Below are 20,187 nucleotides of genomic sequence, written 5' to 3' on the forward strand. Positions count from 1 at the left end.
CACGTCGTCGTTGATCGACCGATCCGACTGAGGAGACTGACCACCGCATGGCCACTCACGACCGCCGGCCGCTGCCCCTGACCCCGCCGCAGAACGGCGTCTGGTTCGCACAGCAGCTCGACCCCACCCGCCTCGACTACACCGTCGCCGAGTACCTGGAGATCCGTGGGGCGGTGGATCCGGAGCTGTTCGCCGAGGCGCTGCGCACGACGGTGGCCGGAACCGAGACGCTGTGCGTCCGCTTCGCCGAGGTGGACGGGGTGGTGCACCAGATACCCGCCGGGCCGCCGCCGCTGCGGATGGAGACGGTCGACGTCAGCGACCACCCGGACCCGGACGCCGAGTCCGAGCGGCTGATGCGCGCCGAGCTGGCCCGGCCGACGGACCTGGCCTCCGGGGACGTGTGCCGGTACCTCCTGGTGCGGACCGGGCCGGCGGCCTACCGCTGGATGCAGGGCTACCACCACCTCGTCGCGGACGGGGTCACCGGCTCGATCCTCGCGCGGCGGACCGCGCAGGCGTACTCGGCGCTGGTCGCGGGCGAGCCCGTGCCGGCCGCCGAGAGCGCGCCGTGGGAGCGGATCGTGGCCGAGGAGGAGGAGTACGCGGGCTCCGGGCGGTGCGCGGAGGACCGGGAGTTCTGGCGGGCCCACCTGGACGGGGCCCCCGAGCCCGTCTCCTTCACCGGCAGCGTCCCGGCGCCCGCCTCGGGCACGACGGTGCGGGTGAGCGGCGACCTCGACCCCGCCGACGCCCGCACCCTGCGCGAGGCGGCGCGCCGGCACGGCACGCGCTGGTCGGCGCTGGTGATGGCCGCGGCCGCCGCCCACCTGCACCGCGCGGGCGGCACCGAGGACGTGGTCCTGGGCCTGCCGGTCACCGGCCGCACCACCCCGGACGCCCGCCGGACGCCCGGCATGTTCTCCAAGGTGCTGCCGCTGCGGCTGGCGGTCAGCGCGGACACGACGGTCGGCGAGCTGCTGCGCGGCACCTCGGCCGGCATCAAGGAGGCCCTGCGCCACCAGCGGTACCGCATCGAGGAGTTCACCGGGACCGGACCCCGGCTGTGGGACGCCGCCGTCAACCTCATGTCCTTCGACTACGAGCTGTCCTTCGCCGGCGCTCCCGCCTCCGCGCACAACCTCTCGGTCGGCCCGGTGGAGCACGTCTCCTTCAACGTCTACGACCGCGGCGGCGACAGCCCGCTGACCGTGCAGGCCGAGGGCGACGCCGCCGACCTCGATCGCGCGGAACTCGACGCGCTGCGGGTGCGGTTCACCCGGTTCCTGGTCGCCCTCGCCTCGGCCGACGACGAGGCTCCGGTCGGCTCGCTGCCCTTCCTGACCGCCGAGGACGAGGAGCGGCTCGCCGCCTTCGCCGAGGGCGGCGTCGGCCCCGTGGCAGGGGACGCGTCGCTGCACGCGCTCTTCGAGCAGGTGGCGGCGCGCAGCCCCGAGCGGGCCGCCGTCGTCTGCGCCGGCCAGGAGGTCACCTTCCGGGAGCTCGACGCCTGGGCCGAGGACATCGCGGACCGGCTGCGGTCGGCCGTCGAACCGGGCACCCCGGTCGGCGTCTGCGTGGAGCGCTCCCCGTCGATGGTCGCGGCCCTGCTCGGCGTCCTGAAGGCGGGCGGCTGTTACGTGCCGCTCGACCCCGGCCTGCCGCCCGAGCGCATCGCGTACATCGTGCGCGACGCCGGGCTGCGCTCGGTCGTCGCCGGGCCGGGCGGTCGCGACCGGCTGCCGCACGACCTGCCGAGGGTGGTCGACGCGAGCGCGCCGGCCGACGGGTCCGCCGTCGCCCGGAGGTCCGTACCGGTGCCGGCCGCGTCCGCCGCGTACCTGCTGTACACGTCGGGCAGTACGGGCGAGCCGAAGGGCGTCGTCGTCCCGCACGCGGCGGCCGTCGACTTCGTGCGCGGCCACCTCGCGCTGTGCGGCGCGGGCGAAGGCCCCGGGGACGGGGACGGGGACTCCGGCGGTCGCGGTGGGTCCGGGCGCACGGAACGGTTCCTCGGGTTCGCCTCGCTGTCGTTCGACGTGTCGGTCCTGGATGTGTTCGGTTCTCTGCTCAGCGGTTCCACCCTGGTCCTCGCCACCGACACCGAGCGGGTCGACGTCGACCGGCTCCAGGCGCTGCTCGCCGAGCAGGCGGTGACGGTCGCCGACCTGCCTCCGGCGCTCCTGCCGCTGCTGGATCCCGCCGGACTGCCGGCGCTGCGGTTCCTGTCCACGGGCGGTGAGGCCCCGTCCGGGGACGCCGTGGACCGCTGGGCGACGGACGGCCGCGAGGTCTGGAACGCGTACGGGCCCACCGAGGCGGCCGTGTCCGTGACCATGCACCGGGTGGTCGCGCCCTCGCACGGCCGGATCCCGCCGATCGGGCGCCCGATGGCCAACCACCGTGCGTACGTCGTCGACCGGGGGCTGCGGCTGCTGCCGCCGGGAGCGACCGGCGAGCTCTGCGTGGCCGGTGCGGGTCTCGCCCAGGGGTACGCGGGCCGCGCGGCCATGACCGCCGACCGTTTCGTGCCGGACCCCTTCTCCGGTGTACCCGGTGCGCGGATGTACCGGACGGGCGACCTCGTGCGCTGGACGGCACGGGGCGAACTGGAGTTCGTGGGGCGGGTGGACCGCCAGGTCAAGATCAATGGCCACCGGATCGAACTGGGCGAGATCGAGGCGGTGCTCGGCCGGCAGCACTCGGTGGGGCAGGCCGCGGTCGTCGTGCACGCCCCCGCGGGCGGAGCCCGCCGGCTCGTCGCCTTCGTGGCACCGCCGGCCGACGGCGGCCCGGTGCCCGAACCGGATGCGCTGGCAGCGGAGTTGGGCCGGGTCCTGCCCGCCTACATGGTGCCCCGCACCTTCGTGGCGGTGGACCGGCTGCCCCTCACCACGGGCGGGAAGGTCGACCGCGCGCGGCTGCACGTACCCGAGGCCGCGGCCCGTCGGGAGCACCCGGAGCGGGTGTACGGCGCCACCGAGCAGACCCTCGCGGCCCTGTTCTCCGAGGCCCTCGGCGTCACCGCGACCCCGGACGACAACTTCTTCGAGCTCGGCGGCGACAGCATCACCGCCCTCGGCCTGACCAGCCGGGCCCGGGCCCGGGGCTTCTCCTTCACCCTGCGCGAGGTGTTCGCGCACAAGACCCCGGCCGCCCTCGCCGCGGCCGTCGGCGAGCCCGGCCACGGGCCCTCCGCGGCCACCGCCGCTCCGGCCGTCGCGGAGTGCGGTCCGCTCCCCGCGACACCGGTCATGCGCTGGCTCCTCGACGGGCCGGGTCCCATCGGCCGGTTCAGCCAGTCCATGGTGCTGACCCTGCCCGAGGGCGCGGACGACGCGACGCTCGTACGGGTCCTGGAGTCGGTCGTGGACCGGCACGGGGCGCTGCGCCTCGGTGTGACCGCCGGCCCGGAGGGCCGGCTGTGCACGGTGGGCGAGCCCGGTTCGGTCGACGTGTCCCGGCTGTACCGCACCGTCGACGTGGCCGGGTCGGACGCGTCCGCCCGCGCCGCCGTCATGGCGGAGGCGGCCCGGGAGGCGGCCGGACAGCTGGACCCCGCGGCCTCGGTCATGCTCCGGGCCGTGCGCTTCGACACCGGTGGGGCGGCGCCGGACCGGCTGCTGCTGTGCGTGCACCACCTGGCGGTGGACGGGGTGTCGTGGCGGATCCTGGCCGCCGACCTGGCCGCGGCCTGGGAGGCCGCCGTCGCCGGGCGTCCGCTCCCGGCCGCGGAGGGGGAGGTCCCGTTCCGCGCGTGGGCCCACCATCTCGAACTCCAGGCCGCTTCCCCGGAGGTGCAGGCCGAGCTCCCCTTCTGGCGCTCGACGCTGGACGCCCCCGGGGGCGCCCCGGACCCGCAGGAGCCCTGGCAGCGGATCCCCGACCCGGTGCGGGACACCGCCGGCGCCACGCGCACGCTGACGCTCGGCCTGCCCGCCGAGGTCGCCGGCCCGCTGCTGGCCGGGGTGCCCGGCGCCCTGCGCACCGGCCCGGCCGAGGTGCTGCTCGCGGGACTGGTCCTCGCGGCGCACCGGCTGCGCTCCCCCGGCAGCGCCCCCGCGTCGCTGCTGGTCGACCTGGAGGGCCACGGCCGCGTCGACCGCACCGGCCGGCACGACCTGGCGCGCACCGTGGGCTGGTTCACCACCCAGTACCCGGTCCGGTTCGACCTGGCCGGCCTCGACCTGGACGCGGCGGCCCGGGGCGGCGACGCGCTCGCCGAACTGGTCGCGCGGATCCACTCGACGGTCGCCTCCGTACCGGACCACGGCACGGGCTTCGGGCTGCTGAGCAGGCTCGATCCGCGAACCGCCGCACAGCTGTCCGGGCTGCCGCGCCCCCGGATCCTGTTCAACTACCTGGGCAGGTTCGCCGGCGGCGGCGAGGCGCCGTGGAGCCCCGCCCCCGAGGCGGGCGGCCTGCGGGCCGAGGTGGATCCGGCGATGCCCGTCGAGCACGCCCTGCAGATCGACGCCATGGCCGTGGACGGTGCCGACGGTCCCGCCTTCACCGCGGTCGTCACCCATCCCGCGGACCTGCTGACCGAGGCCGAGGCGGACGCCCTGGTGGCGGCGTGGGGCGAGGCCCTGCGCCTGCTGGCCGGCTGGACGGGCGCTCCCCGACCGCGCCGCCTCACCCCCCGTGACCTGCCGCTGGTCCGGCTGACGCAGCCGGAGACCGACGCCCTGGCCGCGCGCTACGCCGGGCTCTGCGACGTGCTGCCGCTCTCGCCGCTCCAGGAGGGGCTCTTCTTCCACTCCGCCTTCGACACGGGGGCGATGGACGCCTACACCGGCCAGATCGTCCTCACCCTGGACGGCTCCTTGGACGCGGGCACCCTGCGGGCGTCCTGCGACCGGCTGCTGCGCCGCCACACCGCGCTGCGCTCCGCCTTCACCGACCGGGGTCTGGACGGGCCGGCGCAGATCGTCGTCGAGTCCGTCGAGGTGCCGTGGGAGGCCGTGGACCTGGGCGGACTCGGCTCCGCCGACCGGGAGCGGGAGTGGCAGCGGCTGCTCGCGGCCGACCGGGCCCGGCGCTTCGACCTGGAGCGGCCGCCTCTGGTGCGCTTCACCCTGGTCCGGTTCGGGACGGCCGAGCACCGCCTCGTCATGACGAACCACCACATCGTCTGGGACGGCTGGTCCTCGGCGGTACTGCTGCGCGAGCTGCTCACCGGATACGCCGAACAGACCCCGGGCGCCGGCTCCGGCGCGGTCGCGGAAGCGGTCCCGTACCGCGCGCACCTGGACTGGCTGGCGCGCCAGGACGACGGCGCCGCCGAGACCGCGTGGAGCACCGCGCTGGCCGGGCTGGAAGAGCCGACCCTGCTGGGCGCGGCCGATCCGAACCGGATCGACGCGCTGCCCGAGCGGGTCCCGGTGGAGCTGTCGGCCGAGCTGACGGCCCGGCTCACCGCGCGGGCCCGTACCGCGGGCGTGACCCTCAACAGCGTGGTCCAGGGCGTCTGGGCGATGTTGCTGGGCCGGGTGACCGGGCGGGACGACGTGGTGTTCGGCGGGACCGTCTCCGGGCGGACCGCGGACGTCGCGGGCATCGAGGACATGGTCGGCCTGCTGATCAACACCCTGCCCGTGCGGTTCCGGATCCGCGAGGACGAGCCGCTGCTGGCCGCGCTCGGCCGGTTCCAGGACGAGCAGGCGGAGCTGATGGACCACCAGCACGCCGGACTCGCCGGCATCCAGCGGGCGGCCGGGCTGGGCGCCCTCTTCGACACCACGGTCGTCGTCGAGAACTACCCGCTCGACCTGGAGTCGATGCGGGAGCTGGCCGGCGGTCCCCGGCTGGCCGGGGTGGAGGGCTCGGACGCCACCCACTACACCGTCAACCTCATCGTGCTGCCCGGGGAGAGGCTGCGGCTCCACCTCGACCACCGCGCGGACGTCCTCGACGCGCGGACGGCGCGCAGCCTGGGCGAGGCGCTGGAGCGGCTGCTCACGACCGTCGCCGACGCCCCCGACACCGCGGTCGGGGAGGTGGACCTGCTGTCCGCGGAGCAGCACCGGCTGATGGGCGAGTGGAACGGCACCGCCGTGCCGGTCCCCGACACCACGCTGGTGGAGCTGTTCGAGCAGCAGGTGGCCCGGACGCCGAGGGCCCCGGCCACCGTCTTCCGCGGCGAGCGCCTGACGTACGGCGAACTCGACGCCCGGGCCGAGCGGTTGGCCCGGGTCCTGCGCGCCCGGGGCGCCGGTCCGGAGGAGATCGTCGCGGTCGCCCTGCACCGCTCCACCGAGATGGTGGTCTCGCTGCTGGCCGTGCTGAAGGCGGGGGCCGCCTACCTTCCGGTGGACCCCTCGCTGCCGGCGGACCGGATCGCGTACCTGCTGTCCGACGCCGAGCCGGTGCTGCTGCTCGCGGACGACGGGGTGGCGGCGGCGCTGCCGCTCCCGGCGGACCTGCCCCGGCTGGATCCGGGGGCCGTCCACGACGGGGACCCCGGTGCGGCGGGGCCGGCGCCGCTGCCCTCGCACCCCGCGTACGTGATCTACACGTCCGGGTCGACGGGGCGGCCGAAGGCCGTCGTCGTGGAGCACTCGGCCATCGTCAACCGGCTGCTGTGGATGCAGGACCGGTACCGGCTGGGTGCGGACGACCGGGTGCTGCAGAAGACCCCGTTCGGCTTCGACGTGTCGGTGTGGGAGTTCTTCTGGCCGCTGACCAGCGGCGCGACCCTGGTGGTCGCCGAGCCCGGCGGGCACAAGGACCCCGCCTACCTCAGCCGGGTGATCCAGGAGGAGTCGGTCACCACCGTCCACTTCGTCCCGTCCATGCTGGCGGCGTTCGTCGAGGATCCCGGGGCGGGCCGCTGCCGGTCGCTGCGGCGGGTCGTGTGCAGCGGCGAAGCCCTGCCCGAGGAGCTGAAGAACCGGTTCCTCGATGTGCTCGACGTGCCCCTGCACAACCTGTACGGGCCCACGGAGGCGGCCGTGGACGTCACGCACTGGGACTGCCTCCGCGAGGACGCCGGGCCCGTGCCGATCGGCCGGCCCATCTGGAACACCTCGCTGTACGTGCTCGACCGGCGGGGCCGACCGGTCCCGGTGGGGGTCGCCGGCGAGCTGTTCCTGGCGGGCGCGGGCCTGGCCCGTGGATACCTGCGGCGCCCGGCGCTGACCGCGGAGCGCTTTCCGCTCGACCCCTTCGGTCCGCCGGGCTCGCGCATGTACCGCACCGGGGACCTGGCCCGCCACCGGGCCGACGGCTCGGTGGAGTACCTGGGCCGCACCGACGACCAGGTGAAGATCCACGGCTTCCGCATCGAACTCGGCGAGATCGAGACGGCGCTGGGCCACCTGGACGGCGTCGGCCGGGCCGCGGTCGTCGTCCGCGAGGACGTCCCGGGCGAGCGCAGGCTCGTCGGGTACGTCGTCCCGGAGGCCGGGGCGGACCCGGCGCCGGACACCGAGCGGATGCGCGCCGAACTGGCCCGCTCCCTGCCCGAGTACATGGTGCCGGTGCTAGTCGTCGTGGACGGGCTGCCCGTCACGCCGAACGGCAAGCTCGACCGCAGGGCGCTCCCGGCGCCCGCCGCGGTGGCCGCCACCGGGTACGAGCCGCCCGCCGGGGAGACCGAGGAACTGGTCGCCATGGTGTGGGCCTCCGTACTGGACGCGCCGCGGATCGGCCGCCACGACGACTTCTTCGCCCTCGGGGGGCACTCGCTGAGCGCCACCCGGGTGGCGGCCCGGCTGCGCCAGTCCCTCGGACTGGACCTGCCCCTGCACACCCTCTTCGAGCAGCGGACCGTCGCCGCCCTCGCCATCGCCGTCGAAACGGTGCTGCTGGCCGAACTGGAGGCCGACCCGGCCCCGTTCCCCGCCACCGACGCCGCCGTTCCTTCACTCGTACTTCAGGGAGAGACCTCGTGACCACCCAGGAGAGCCTGCCGGCCGCCGGCACGGACAGCCGGCTGGCCGCCGCCCGTGAGCTGCTGCGCCGCCGGGTGCGCGCCGCGCTGGACGACACGGCGGCCGGTCCGGCCGCCGCGCCGGCACCGGTCCCCGCTCCGGCCGCCGACGGGCCGGACGCCGAGCCCGTCGCCTCGTTCGCCCAGGAGCGGATGTGGCTGGTGGACCGGATGGCGGACGGCACCCCCGGCTACGCGATCCCCGAGGTCGTACGGCTGCGCGGCCGCCTCCACCCGGAGCCGCTGCGCCACGCCCTGACGGCGGTCGTGGCCCGTCACGCACCGCTGCGCACCGTCTTCGAGGAGCGCGACGGCGCCCCGCACCCGGTGGTCCTGCCCGCCCCGGCGGCCGTCCCGCTGCCGGTGCTGGACCTGGGCGACGCCCCCCTCGCCGAACTGGAGGAGCGGGCCCACGGCCTGGCCCGGGAGGAGGTCCGCAGACCCTTCGACCTCGCGGCCGGCCCGCTGCTGCGCGCCCTGCTGATCCGGCTCGGCGCCGAGGACCACCTGCTGGTGCTGGTGGTCCACCACATCGCCACCGACGGCTGGTCCATGGGCCTGCTGTGGCGGGAGGTGTCCGAGGGCTACGCGGCCCTGCTCGCGCAGCGGCCCCTGGCGCAGGCGCCGCTGCCCCTGGACTACCAGGCGTACGCCCGTACCCAGCGCGACCGGTTCGCGAGCGGCGCGATGGACGGTCAGCTGCGCTGGTGGGAGAAGTCCCTGGCCGGGCTGGAGGCTCTCGAACTCCCCGCGGACCGGCCCCGTCCCACCCGTCGCAGCGGCGACGGCGCGAGCCTGGAGTTCACCCTCGACGCCCACCTCACCACCCGGCTGCGCGGGATCGCCGAGGGCGCCGGCGCCACGCTCTTCATGACGCTCCTGGCCGGCTTCCAGGCCACCCTGGCCCGCTACGCGGGCAGCACGGACATCGCCGTCGGCACCCCGGTGGCCGGGCGCGACCGGGTGGAGCTGGAGCCCCTCGTCGGGTTCTTCGTCAACACCGTGGTGCTGCGCGCCGACCTGTCGGGCGAGGTCGGCTTCCGTGAGCTGCTCGGCCGGGTCCGCCGGGCGACGGTGGACGCGTACGACCACCAGGAGGTGCCCTTCGACCGGCTGGTGGAGCACCTGAGCCCCGAGCGGGTCGGCGACCGCAACCCGCTCGTGCAGGTGATGTTCGCGTCGGCCCAGGACGAGACGGCCGGGCTGCGGCTGCCGGGCCTGGACGCGCGGGCCGTGCGGACCGACTTCGGCGGTTCCCTCTTCGACCTGAGCGTCTTCGTCTCCGAGGGCGCCGAGACCTGCTCCGGCTCGCTGGTCTTCGACACCGACCTGTTCGACCGGGCCACGGCCGAACTCGTCCTCGGCCACTACCTGGAGCTGCTGGCCTCCGCCGCCGAGGAGCCCGACCGTCCCGTGGCCGAGCTGCTGCCCTCCGCCCCGACCGCGGCCCGGCTCGCGGCCGAGGGGCACGGCACGGCCCGCCCGGACCTGGCCCCGGCCTCCCTGGTGGAGCTGTTCGCCGAGCAGGTCCGGCGCACCCCCGGCGGCGAGGCCGTGGTCTGCGGCGCCGACCGCCTGAGCTTCGCCGAACTCGACTCCCGGTCCGACCTGCTGGCGGCCCGGCTGGCCGCCGCCGGGGTGGAGCGCGAAACCCCGGTCGCCCTGCTGATGGAGCGCTCGGTCCACCTCCCCGTGGCGATCCTGGCCGTCCTGAAGGCCGGCGGACTCTACGTCCCGCTCGGCGAGGGGTTCCCCGTCGCCCGGCTGCACTGGATGCTGGAGCGGACCGGCGCCCGCCTGCTGCTCGCCGATCCCGCGACGGCAGACCACGAGGCGGTCCGTACCTCGCCCGTTCCGGTGCTCGACGCGACGGCCCCGGCGGACGGGGCGCCGGCCGCCGCACCGGTCCCGTACCCGCCGTGCTCGCCGGACCAGCTGGCCTACGTGATGTACACCTCCGGTTCCACGGGCGAGCCGAAGGGCATCGGCATCACCCACGCCAACGTCGCGGCGCTCGCCCGTGACACCGCCTTCGGCGCCGCGCACCGGCGGGTGCTGGCCCACTCCCCGCTGTCGTTCGACGCCTCGACGTACGAACTGTGGGCGCCCCTGCTGTCCGGCGGGCTGGTGGTCATGGCGCCGCCCGGCCGGGTGGACACCGCCGCCCTGGCCCGGCTGGTGGAGGAGCACGGGATCACCTCGATGTTCCTCACGGCCGCCCTGTTCAACCTGGTGGTCGAGGAGTGCGTGGAGCTGCTGACGCGGGTGCGGGAGGTGTGGACCGGCGGCGAGGCCGCCTCCCCGCACTCCTTCGCCCGGGCCCTGGAGCAGGCTCCGGACACCGTCCTCGTCAACGCCTACGGGCCCACCGAGACCACCACCTTCGCCACGAGCCACCGGCTGGACCCCCGCGCCGGCGCCGTCGTGGACGGCCGGGTCCCCATCGGCACCGCCCTGGACGACACCCGCCTGTACGTCCTGGACGGGCGCGGCCGCCCGGTGCCGCAGGGGGCCGTCGGCGAACTGTGCGTCGGCGGTACCGGCGTGGCCCGCGGCTACCTCGGCCGCCCCGGCCTGACCGCACGGCAGTTCACCCCCGACCCGTACGGCGCTCCGGGCGCCCGGATGTACCGCACGGGCGACCTGGCCCGGCGGCGCCCCGACGGCACCGTCGACTACCTCGGCCGCGGCGACCAGCAGGTCAAGATCCGCGGCCACCGGATCGAGCCGGGCGAGATCGAGGCCGAACTGGTGCGCGGCCCGCGGGTCGGGCACGCCGCGGTGGTGGTCCGCGAGGACACCCCCGGCGAGCAGCGCCTGGTCGCCTACGTGGTGCCCGCGGAGGGCCGGGTGGCGGACCCGGCGGAGCTGCTCCGGGCGCTCGCCGAGCGGCTGCCCGCGTACATGCTGCCCTCGGCGATCGTGCCGCTCGACGCGCTGCCGGTGACACCGAACGGCAAGCTGGACCGGCGCGCGCTGCCCGCACCCCCCGACGAGGGGGTGCTCCGGGCCGAGTTCGCGGCGCCGGCGACCGCGACCGAGGAGCTCGCCGCGGCCGTGTGGGGCGAGGTGCTGGGCACCGGGCGGATCGGCCGCCACGACGACTTCTTCGCCCTCGGCGGCCACTCGCTGCGGGCCACGCGCGCCGTGTCCCGGCTCGGCGCCCGCCTGGGCACGGGGGTGCCGCTGCGGCTGCTGTTCGAGCACCCCACGCTGGAGCGGTTCGCGTCGGCGCTGGACGCCCTGTGCGGCGACGGCCCCGCCGCCGCGCCGGCGGCGGCCGCCGTCACCGCGATCGGCGCCCGGCCGGCCGGGGAGAGCGCGCCGCTGTCGTTCGCGCAGCAGCGGCTGTGGTTCCTGGACCAGCTCCAGCCCGGCCGGCCCGACTACAACATTCCCGTCGCGGCCCGGCTGCGGGGCGCGCTGGACGCCGACGCGCTGGCCGCCGCGCTGTGCGCGGTGGTGACCCGGCACGAGGTGCTGCGCTCGCGGATCACCGAGGGCCCGTCGGGCCCCGTACAGGTCGTGGAGGCACCGGAGGTCTTCGTCCCCGTCCGCACCGACCTGGGGGACCTGCCCCGCGGGGAGGCCCGTTCGAGGGCGCTCGGCCTGGCCCACGCCGACGCCGCCGCGCCCTTCGACCTGGGCTCGGCGCCCCTGCTGCGGGCCCGCGTGGTGCGGGTCGCCGACGACGAGCACCTCCTCGTCCTGGTCCTGCACCACACCGTCGGCGACGGCTGGTCGATGCCGGTGGTGTGGCGGGAGCTGTCCGGGGCCTACGCGGCCCTGCGCCGCGGCGAGCGTCCTGAGCTGCCGGAACTGCCGCTGCAGTACGCGGACTTCGCGTACTGGCAGCAGCGCCGGCTGGCCGGCGGGGAGGCCGACGCCGGCATCATGCACTGGCGGGCGGCCCTCGGCGGGCTCCCGGCCCTGGAGCTGCCCACCGACCGGCCGCGGCCGCAGGTGCGCTCCGGCGCGGGCGACGCCCTCGTCTTCGAGGTCCCGGCCGAGCTGGCCCAGCGGCTCCGCGCGCTGGCCCGGGAGCGCGGCGCCACCCTGTTCATGGTGCTGCTGGCCGGTTTCCAGGCGCTGCTGGCCCGCTACACGGGCCAGGTCGACATCGCGGTGGGCTCGCCCATCGCGGGCCGCGACCGCGCCGAGCTGGAGCCGCTCGTCGGGTTCTTCGTGAACACCCTCGTGCTGCGCACCGACCTGTCCGGCGACCCGGCCTTCGGTGAACTGCTGGGGCGGGTGCGCCGGACCGCGCTGGCCGCCTACGAGCACCAGGACGTTCCCTTCGACCGGCTGGTGGAGGAGCTGCGGCCGGAACGCGACCTCAGCCGCAACCCGCTGTTCGACGTGCTGTTCCAGCTGCATCCCGAGCAGCTCGCCGCCCTGCCGCTGGACGGTGTGGAGGTCGAGAGCCTCGACACCTCCAACGGGACGGCCAAGTTCGACCTCAGTCTCGCGATGACCGAGCACCCCGGCGGACTGACCGGCACCGTGCAGTACGCGACGGACCTCTTCGACCGGGCCACCGTCGAGCGGTTCGGCGCGCACTACCTGCGGCTGCTGGCCGGTGCGGCCGAGACCCCCGACGCGCCGCTGTCCCGGCTGGACGTGCTGTCCCCGCAGGAGCACGCCGCCCTGCTCGGCGAGGAGTCCGCGCCGCGGACGGACGCGCCGACGGCGCGGACCCTGCACTCCCTGGTGGCGGAGCAGGCCCGGCTGCGGCCGGACGCCCCGGCCGTGACCTGCGAGGGCCGCACCATCGGTTACGCGGAGCTCGACGCGGCCGCCAACCGGCTGGCCCACCGCCTGCGGGAGCTCGGCACCGGCCCCGAGACCCGGGTGGCTGTACTGGCCGGCCGGGACCCGCGGATGCTGGTGTGCGTCCTCGCGGTGCTGAAGGCCGGCGGCGCCTACGTGCCGCTCGACGCGGGACACCCGGCCGAACGGGTGCGGACGGTCCTTGCCGACAGCGGCGCCCACCTGGTGCTGACGGCGGGCCTGCCCGGCGGGCCGCCCGCGGACCTGACCGGGGACGTACCGGTCCTGGACCTGGACGCCGAGCAGCACGTGGTGGACTCGCTGCCCGCCACTGAGCCGCCCGTCCCGTCCTCCCCCGCGCACCTGGCCTATCTGCTGTACACCTCCGGGTCCACCGGCCGCCCCAAGGGCGTGGCCGTCACGCACGGCGCCGTCACCGGCTACCTGGAGGCGCTGACCGCCACCTTCGGCCTCGGTCCCCAGGACGCGGTGCTCGCCCGTACCGCGCTGACCTTCGACCCCTCGGTACGCGACCTGTTCGCCCCGCTGACCACCGGCGGGCGGATCGTGCTGGCCTCGCAGGACGAGGCCGGGGACCCGGAGGCGCTGGCCCGGCTGCTGCACGGCGAGGGTGTGACGGCGCTGCTGTCGATCGTCCCGTCGATGCTGGAACCGCTGGTCGCCGCCGTCGCCGAACCCGCGGCCGCGCTGCGGCTGGTGATGACCACCGGCGAGGCGCTGACGCCCGGACTGGCGCGCGCCGCCCACACCCTGGGCGTGCCCGGGCGGCTGCGCCTGGTCAACCAGTACGGTCCGACGGAGTGCACGAACACCACCACGTACCACGTGGTGACGGACGCCGACATCGAGGCGGGCCGCATCCCCATCGGGCGGCCGCTGCCCGGCGCCCGGGTCCTCGTGCTCGGCGAGCACCTAGAACCGCTCCCCCGGGGCGCGATCGGTGAGCTGTTCATCGCCGGCCGCGGGGTGGCCCGCGGCTACCTGGGCGATCCGGCACGCACCGCCGAGGCCTATCCGCCGGACCCGTACGGGCCGCCCGGCGCGCGCATGTACCGTACCGGCGACCTGGCGCGACTGCGGTCCGACGGGGTGCTGGAGTTCCACGGCCGCCGGGACAACCAGGTCAAGGTCCGGGGCCACCGCATCGAGCTGGGCGAGGTGGAGGCCGCGTTGCTGCGTCATCCCGACGTGGCCCGGGCCGTGGCCGCCGCGCACGGCGAGGGCGCCGACCGGCTGCTCGCCGGGTACGTGGTGTGGCGGGAGGGCGGCGGTGATCCGGCCGCCGTGCTGGACTTCGTCCGCGCGGCCCTGCCGGCGGCGATGGTGCCGTCCGCGCTGGTGGTGCTGGAGGCGCTGCCGCTGACCCCGAACGGGAAGACCGACCGCCGCGCGCTGCCCGCGCCGCAGGCCGGCCCGGCCGGCGGGCACCGGGAGCACGTGGCCCCGCGCACCCCGCTGGAGCGGACGGTCGTCGAGGTCTGGGAGGAGGTGCTCGGCGAGGGCCCGATCGGTGTCCGTGACCACTTCTTCGAGCGCGGCGGGCACTCCCTGCGCGCCACCCGGGTCATCTCCCGGCTGCGCGCCCTGCTGGACCTGGACATCCCGATGCAGCTGATCTTCCGGCACCCGGTGGCCGAGGACCTGGCCCGGGCGCTGGCCTCACCGGTCGCGGCGGACGCGACGGGAGCCGCGATCCCCGCGCTGCCCGAGGGGCCCGGCCCGCTGTCCTTCGGCCAGCAGCGGCTGTGGCTGCTGGACCGGCTCCAGCCGGGCCGGCCCGACTACAACATGCCCGGTGCGCTGCGGCTGACCGGGGAGCTCGACACCGCCGCCGCCCTGGGCGCGCTGACGGACGTCGTCGCCCGGCACGAGGTGCTGCGCTCGCGGATCGAGGAGACCGGGGAAGGCGGCGACGGGGGGGCCTTCGCGGCCCGCGTCGTGCCCGGTCCGGCCTCCCTGTTCGCCCCCGGGTTCACCGACCTCTCGGAGCTCGGTGCGCCGGCGGCCGAGGAGCGGGCGCGGGAGCTGGCCGCGCACGACGCCGCGCTCCCCTTCGACCTGACGGCCGCGGGCCCGCTGCGGGCCCGGCTGGTGCGGATCGCGGCGCGGGAGCACCTGCTGGTGATCGTGGCCCACCACATCGCCTTCGACGGCTGGTCGGTGGGGGTGTTCTGGCGGGAGTTCTTCGCCGCCTACCGGGCCCGCACCGTCGAAGGGGCCGAGCCGCTGCCCGAACTCGCCGTCTCCTACCGCGAGTTCGCCTCCTGGCAGCGCGACCGCCTCGGCGACGACGCCCTCGCGGACACCCTGGGGTACTGGCGCGGGCGCCTCGGCGGCCTGGCCCCGCTGGACCTGCCCACCGACCGGCCCCGGCCGGCCACCCCGTCCGGGCGCGGCGGGCAGTTCTCCTTCGAGCTGCCCGAGCCGCTGCTGCGGCAGCTGCGCGACCTGGGGCGCCGGCACGACGCCACGCTGTTCATGGTGCTGCTGGCGGGCTTCCAGGCCCTGCTGGCCCGCTGGTCGGGCGGCGAGGACGTGGCCGTGGGCTCCCCCATCGCCGGCCGCGACCGCACCGAACTGGAGCCGCTCATCGGCTTCTTCGTCAACAACCTGGTGCTGCGCACCGACCTGTCCGGCGACCCGGCCTTCGGCGAGCTGCTGGACCGGGCCCGGGAGACGGCGCTGGGGGCCTACGCCCACCAGGAGGTGCCGTTCGAGCGCCTCGTGGAGGAGGTGCGGCCTGAGCGCGACCTGAGCCGCAACCCGCTGTTCCAGGTGATGCTGGTGCTCGACGAGGAGGCCGCCGCGCCGCCCCCGCCGGCCGGCCTGGACGTCGAACCGCTCTCGCTGGCCAGCGGTGCCTCGAAGTTCGACCTCTCGCTGTACTTCGTCGAGGAGGGGGGCGCGCTGCGCGGTAAGGCCGTGTTCGCCACCGACCTCTTCGACCGGGCGACCGTCGAGCGCATGACCTCGGCGCTGACCGAACTGCTCACGGCCGCGGTGGCCGATCCCACGACCCCGCTGGGCGCCCTGCCCCTGATGGGTCCGGCCGAGGAGCACCGGATCCTGCGCGCGGGTGCCGGGTCCGCCGAGCCGGCCGCCGGCCGGCCGCTGCCCGTGCTCGTCGGCGAGCAGGCCTCCCGTACGCCGCGGGCGGTCGCCGTGGACGACGGCGACCGGAGCCTGACGTACGCGGGGCTGTGGGAGGTCTCGGGGCGGCTGGCCCGGGAGCTGACCCGGCTCGGTGTCGGTCCGGAGGCCGCGGTGGCGGTCTGCGCGGAGCGCTCCGTGCTGCTCCCCGCGGCGCTGCTGGGCGTGCTGCGCGCCGGCGGCCTGTACGTGCCCGTGGACCCCGGCTATCCGGCCGACCGCATCGGCTACATGCTCGCGGACAGCGGCGCCCGGGTACTGGTGGTGTCGGGGCTGTCCGGAGCCGCGCCGGTCCCGGACGGGGTCGCCGTGGTGGACCTCGACGCCCTGGCCGCGGACGGGAGCGCGCCGGCCGACCCCGCACCCGTGCGGCTGGAGCCGGAGCAGCTGGCGTACGCCCTCTACACCTCGGGCTCGACGGGACGCCCGAAGGGGGTCACCGTCCCGCACCGGGCGCTGGCCAACTTCACCCGGGACATGGTCCGCAGGCTGGAGCTGACGGCAGGCGACACGGTCGCGGCCGTCACCACCGCCTCCTTCGACATCGCCGTGCTGGAGCTGCTGGTCCCGCTCGTGTGCGGAGCGACCGTACGGGTCGTCGACCGCGAGACCGCGCGGGACGGCACCCTGCTCGCGAAGGAGCTCGACTCGGCGCCGGTCACGGTCGTCCAGGCCACTCCGGCCACCTGGCACCAGCTGATGGAGTCCGGGTGGCGGGCGCCGCACGTGCGGGCGCTGTGCGGCGGCGAGGCGCTGCCGTCGGCCCTGGCCGAGCGGATGCGTACGGCGCTGGGCACCGTCCGGAACGTGTACGGGCCGACGGAGACCACCGTCTGGTCGACGGCCCACCGGCTGTCCGGGCCCGTCGGCGACGGGCCGGTGCCGATCGGCACGGCGCTCGCCAACACGCGGCTGCACGTACTGGACGCGGGGCTGCGCCCGGTGCCGGTGGGTGTGTTCGGCGAGCTCTACATCGGCGGCGACGGGGTGGCCCGCGGCTACCACGGGCGGCCGGGGCTGACGGCGGACCGGTTCGTGCCCGATCCGTACGGGGTGGGCGAACGCCTGTACCGCACCGGTGACCTGGTACGCCGGCTCGCGGACGGCACGCTGGAGTACCGGGGCCGGGCCGACGGCCAGGTGAAGGTGCGCGGCCACCGCATGGAGCTGGGCGAGATCGAGTCCGCGCTCGCCCGCCACCCGCGGGTGCTGGCGGCGGCCGTGGCCGTCCACGGCACGGGGGTGGACGCCGTCCTGGCCGGCTACGTGACCTGGCGGGACGAGGAGGGCGACGTGCGCGAGCTCGGCGACTTCCTGCGCCAGGACCTCCCCGAGTACATGGTCCCGGCGGTCCTCACCGCGCTGGAGCGGCTCCCGCTCACCCCGAACGGCAAGCTCGACCGCAAGGCGCTGCCCGCGCCGTCGGCGGACGCGGCGCGCGGTGACGGCGCGGGCCGGATCGCCCCGCGCGACACGAGCGAGCTGCGGATGGCGCGGCTGTGGGAGCAGACCCTGGGCACGGCCCCGATCGGGGTGCGTGACGACTTCTTCGCGCTCGGCGGCCACTCGCTCAAGGCGTTCGCCCTGATGGCGGCCGTGCGCCGGGAGTTCGGGGTGGAGCTGCCGCTGAACCTGGTGTTCCGTCGGCGCACCGTGGAGCTGCTGTGCGAGGCGCTGCCGGACGCGGGGGCGGCCGCCGCCAGGCTGCTGGTCCCGCTGGCCGACGGTGATCCGTCCAGGCCGCCGCTGGTCCTCGTCCACCCGCGGGGCGGCGACGTCGTCTGCTACCGGGACCTGGTGCGGGACCTGTCCGCCCGTCCCGGGGGCGACCGGCGGATCCTCGGTCTGGAGTCGGTGGGCTACAACACCGACGAGAGGCCGCTGGAGGCGGTGCCCGAGATGGCCGGGCGCTACCTGGCCGCCCTGCGCGAGGAGCAGCCGCACGGCCCGTACCTGTTGGCCGGCTGGTCGTTCGGCGGGACGGTGGCCTACGAGATGGCCGCACGGCTGGAGGCCGCCGGCGAGGAGGTCGCCTTCCTCGGCCTGATCGACGCGGCCGCGCCGGGGGCGGCCCCCGGGAACCGGTCCGCTGCGGCTGCCGGGCCGGGCGATCCGGACCTGCTGCGGTACGGCCTCGCCGCCGGGATCGACGCCGACTCGGCGCGCGAGCTGGACGAGGAGGAACTGCTCGACGTCCTGGTGCGCCGGGGCCGCGCGGAGGGCACCCTCCCCCGTACCGCCCCCACGGAGGCCCTGCGCAGGGTGTTGCGGGTCGCCGAGGCGAACGGGGCGGCCTCCGCCGCCTACCGCACCGACGCCGTCCTCGCCGTCGGCCTGCACCTCTTCACCGTCGACGAGCGGCACCCGGAGCTCGGGACCCCGCTGGTGGACCCGGCGGCCTGGCGTGCGCGCACCGCGGGCGACGTCCTGCGAGCGGCGGTCCCGGGCAACCACCACGACCTGGTGGACCCCCCGCACTGCGCCGTGCTGGCCGGGCTGCTGGCCGCGGCCCTGCCCTCCTGACCCGCTCCACCCCCGCTCCACCCCGCTCCACCGCCGACCCTTCCGCATTCCCGATCCATCGAGGAGAACACCATGAACGACGCGTCCCCGCAGCAGTACCTGGTCGTGGCCAACGACGAGGAGCAGTACTCCCTCTGGGAGGCCGGCCGGCCCGTCCCGCTCGGCTGGCACGACCAGGGCGTACGCGGCACCAAGGAGGAGTGCCTCGCGCACATCGAGCGGGTGTGGACGGACATGCGCCCGCTCAGCCTCCGCGTGAGCATGGCCGGCTGACCCGACGATCCCCGGGCACCACGCCGCCCGGCAGACCCCACCGCGGGCTGCCGGGCGGCGCGGCGGTGCCGGAAGGAACCCCGTATGACCAGCTCGTACCCCGGCGGCTCCGCGTCATCGCGCCGCCGCACCCCGCTGGGCGCCCTGGTGGCGGCCTCCGGGATCTCCTCGCTGGGCATGGCGGCGACCCTGGTCGCCGTGCCCTGGTTCGTCCTGCACAGCACCGGCAGCGGCACCCGGACGGGGCTCGTCGCCACCGCCGAGGTGCTGGGGCTGCTGTGTTCCGCCGTGCTCGCGGGTCCGGTGGTCGACCGAATGCCCGTCCGTGCGACCAGCGTCGGAGCGGATCTGCTGACGGCCGCGGCGATCGGCCTGATCCCGCTCCTGCACGCCTGGGGCGCCCTGCCGCTGCCCGTCCTGATCGTCCTGGTCTTCCTGGTCGGGGCGGCCCGCGGCCCGTCCGACACCTCCAAGCAACTGCTCCTGCCCGGCGCGATGGAACGCGCGGGCGTCACGGCGGAGCGGGCCACCGGAGCGGTCGAGGGGGCCCGCCGGATCGGCATGATGGCGGGCGCGCCGCTGGCCGGCCTGCTCATCTCGACCGTCGGCCCCGTACGCACCCTGTTCGCCGACCTGGCGGCGCTGGCGGCGTGCGCCCTCGTCGTGGCGACCCTGGTACCGGCGACGGCCCGTCCGCGTCCGGCCGGCGACGGGCCGCCACGCGGTTCCTACACGCAGGAACTGCGCTTCGGAGTGGGGCAGTTGCGCAGGGACCGGCTCCTGGGCGCGATGGTGGGGGTCCTGATGCTGACCAATGCCCTGGACGGGGCGCTGAACGGGGTGCTCTACCCGGCGTACGGGACGCAGGTGCTGCGCAGCAGCGCCCTGTTCGGTGCGATGGTGACCGCCATGGGGGCCGGCGCGCTGCTCGGGGCGGCCCTGTACGGCTGGGCGGGGCACCGGATGCCGCGGCGCGCGGTCTTCGTCGGGGCCTTCGTCCTGGTCGGGGCGGTGCGGTGTACCGCGCTGGCCGCAGAGCCCCGGGCGGCGGTACTGCTGGCCGTGCTGGCCCTGTCCGGCATCGGGTCGGGGATCGTGGGCCCGCTGATGATGTCGGTCGCCTACGAGCGGGTGCCCGAGGCGGTACGGGGGCGGGTGTTCGGTCTGCTGGTCGCCGCCGCGCTGGCGGCGACGCCGCTGGGCATGCTCGGTGCGGGGCTGGCCCTGGACGCGGCGGGGCTGGTGCCGGCGCTGCTGGGGACGGGGGCGCTGTACCTCGCGGTCACCCTGGCCCCGTTGGTCTTCCCGGTGTGGCGTGAGCTCGACGGCCGGGGTCCGGCGGAGCGCGCGGAGCCGCCCGCCCGGCAGGAGCAGGAGCCTCCGGCCCCTGTAGGCGCGGGCATCATGACCGAATAGCCCGCATGAATCCGCTTTTGCGGCCCCTCACCATCGCGCCAGGCAGCTTGATGAGCAGCCTGATCGATCACCGAGGAGCCTCCTGCACGGCAAGGTTGGTC

Annotated in this window: 4 protein-coding genes; all 4 read left to right on the forward strand. The window is 76.1% G+C overall.

What is annotated here, in order from left to right; genetic code table 11:
- Positions 1 to 47 precede the first annotated feature (47 nt).
- The 4 genes from AB0469_RS14735 to AB0469_RS14750 all read left to right on the forward strand — a co-directional run bounded on the left by AB0469_RS14735 (position 48) and on the right by AB0469_RS14750 (position 20,086).
- Complete coding sequence (locus AB0469_RS14735) at positions 48 to 7,895, forward strand: amino acid adenylation domain-containing protein (RefSeq protein ID WP_366451745.1); 7,848 nt, start codon at positions 48 to 50, stop codon at positions 7,893 to 7,895.
- A complete protein-coding gene (locus tag AB0469_RS14740; protein WP_366451746.1) occupies positions 7,892 to 18,397 on the forward strand; it encodes an amino acid adenylation domain-containing protein in 10,506 nt (3,501 codons plus the stop codon). The genes AB0469_RS14735 and AB0469_RS14740 overlap by 4 nt, the downstream gene beginning before the upstream one ends.
- Before the next feature lie 72 nt (positions 18,398 to 18,469).
- Complete coding sequence (locus AB0469_RS14745) at positions 18,470 to 18,670, forward strand: MbtH family NRPS accessory protein (RefSeq protein WP_359179787.1); 201 nt, start codon at positions 18,470 to 18,472, stop codon at positions 18,668 to 18,670.
- Positions 18,671 to 18,754: 84 nt separating this feature from the next.
- A complete protein-coding gene (locus tag AB0469_RS14750; RefSeq protein ID WP_366451747.1) occupies positions 18,755 to 20,086 on the forward strand; it encodes an MFS transporter in 1,332 nt (443 codons plus the stop codon).
- The last annotated feature ends 101 nt before the right edge of the window (positions 20,087 to 20,187 follow it).

This window comes from Streptomyces sp. NPDC093801, from assembly GCF_040701585.1.
Lineage (GTDB): Bacteria > Actinomycetota > Actinomycetes > Streptomycetales > Streptomycetaceae > Streptomyces.

Bases quoted from the DNA above. Each gene is read 5' to 3' on its own strand.
- AB0469_RS14745 (WP_359179787.1), top strand. From the start codon at position 18,470: ATGAACGACGCGTCCCCGCAGCAGTACCTGGTCGTGGCCAACGACGAG.
- AB0469_RS14735 (WP_366451745.1), top strand. From the start codon at position 48: ATGGCCACTCACGACCGCCGGCCGCTGCCCCTGACCCCGCCGCAGAAC.
- AB0469_RS14750 (WP_366451747.1), top strand. From the start codon at position 18,755: ATGACCAGCTCGTACCCCGGCGGCTCCGCGTCATCGCGCCGCCGCACC.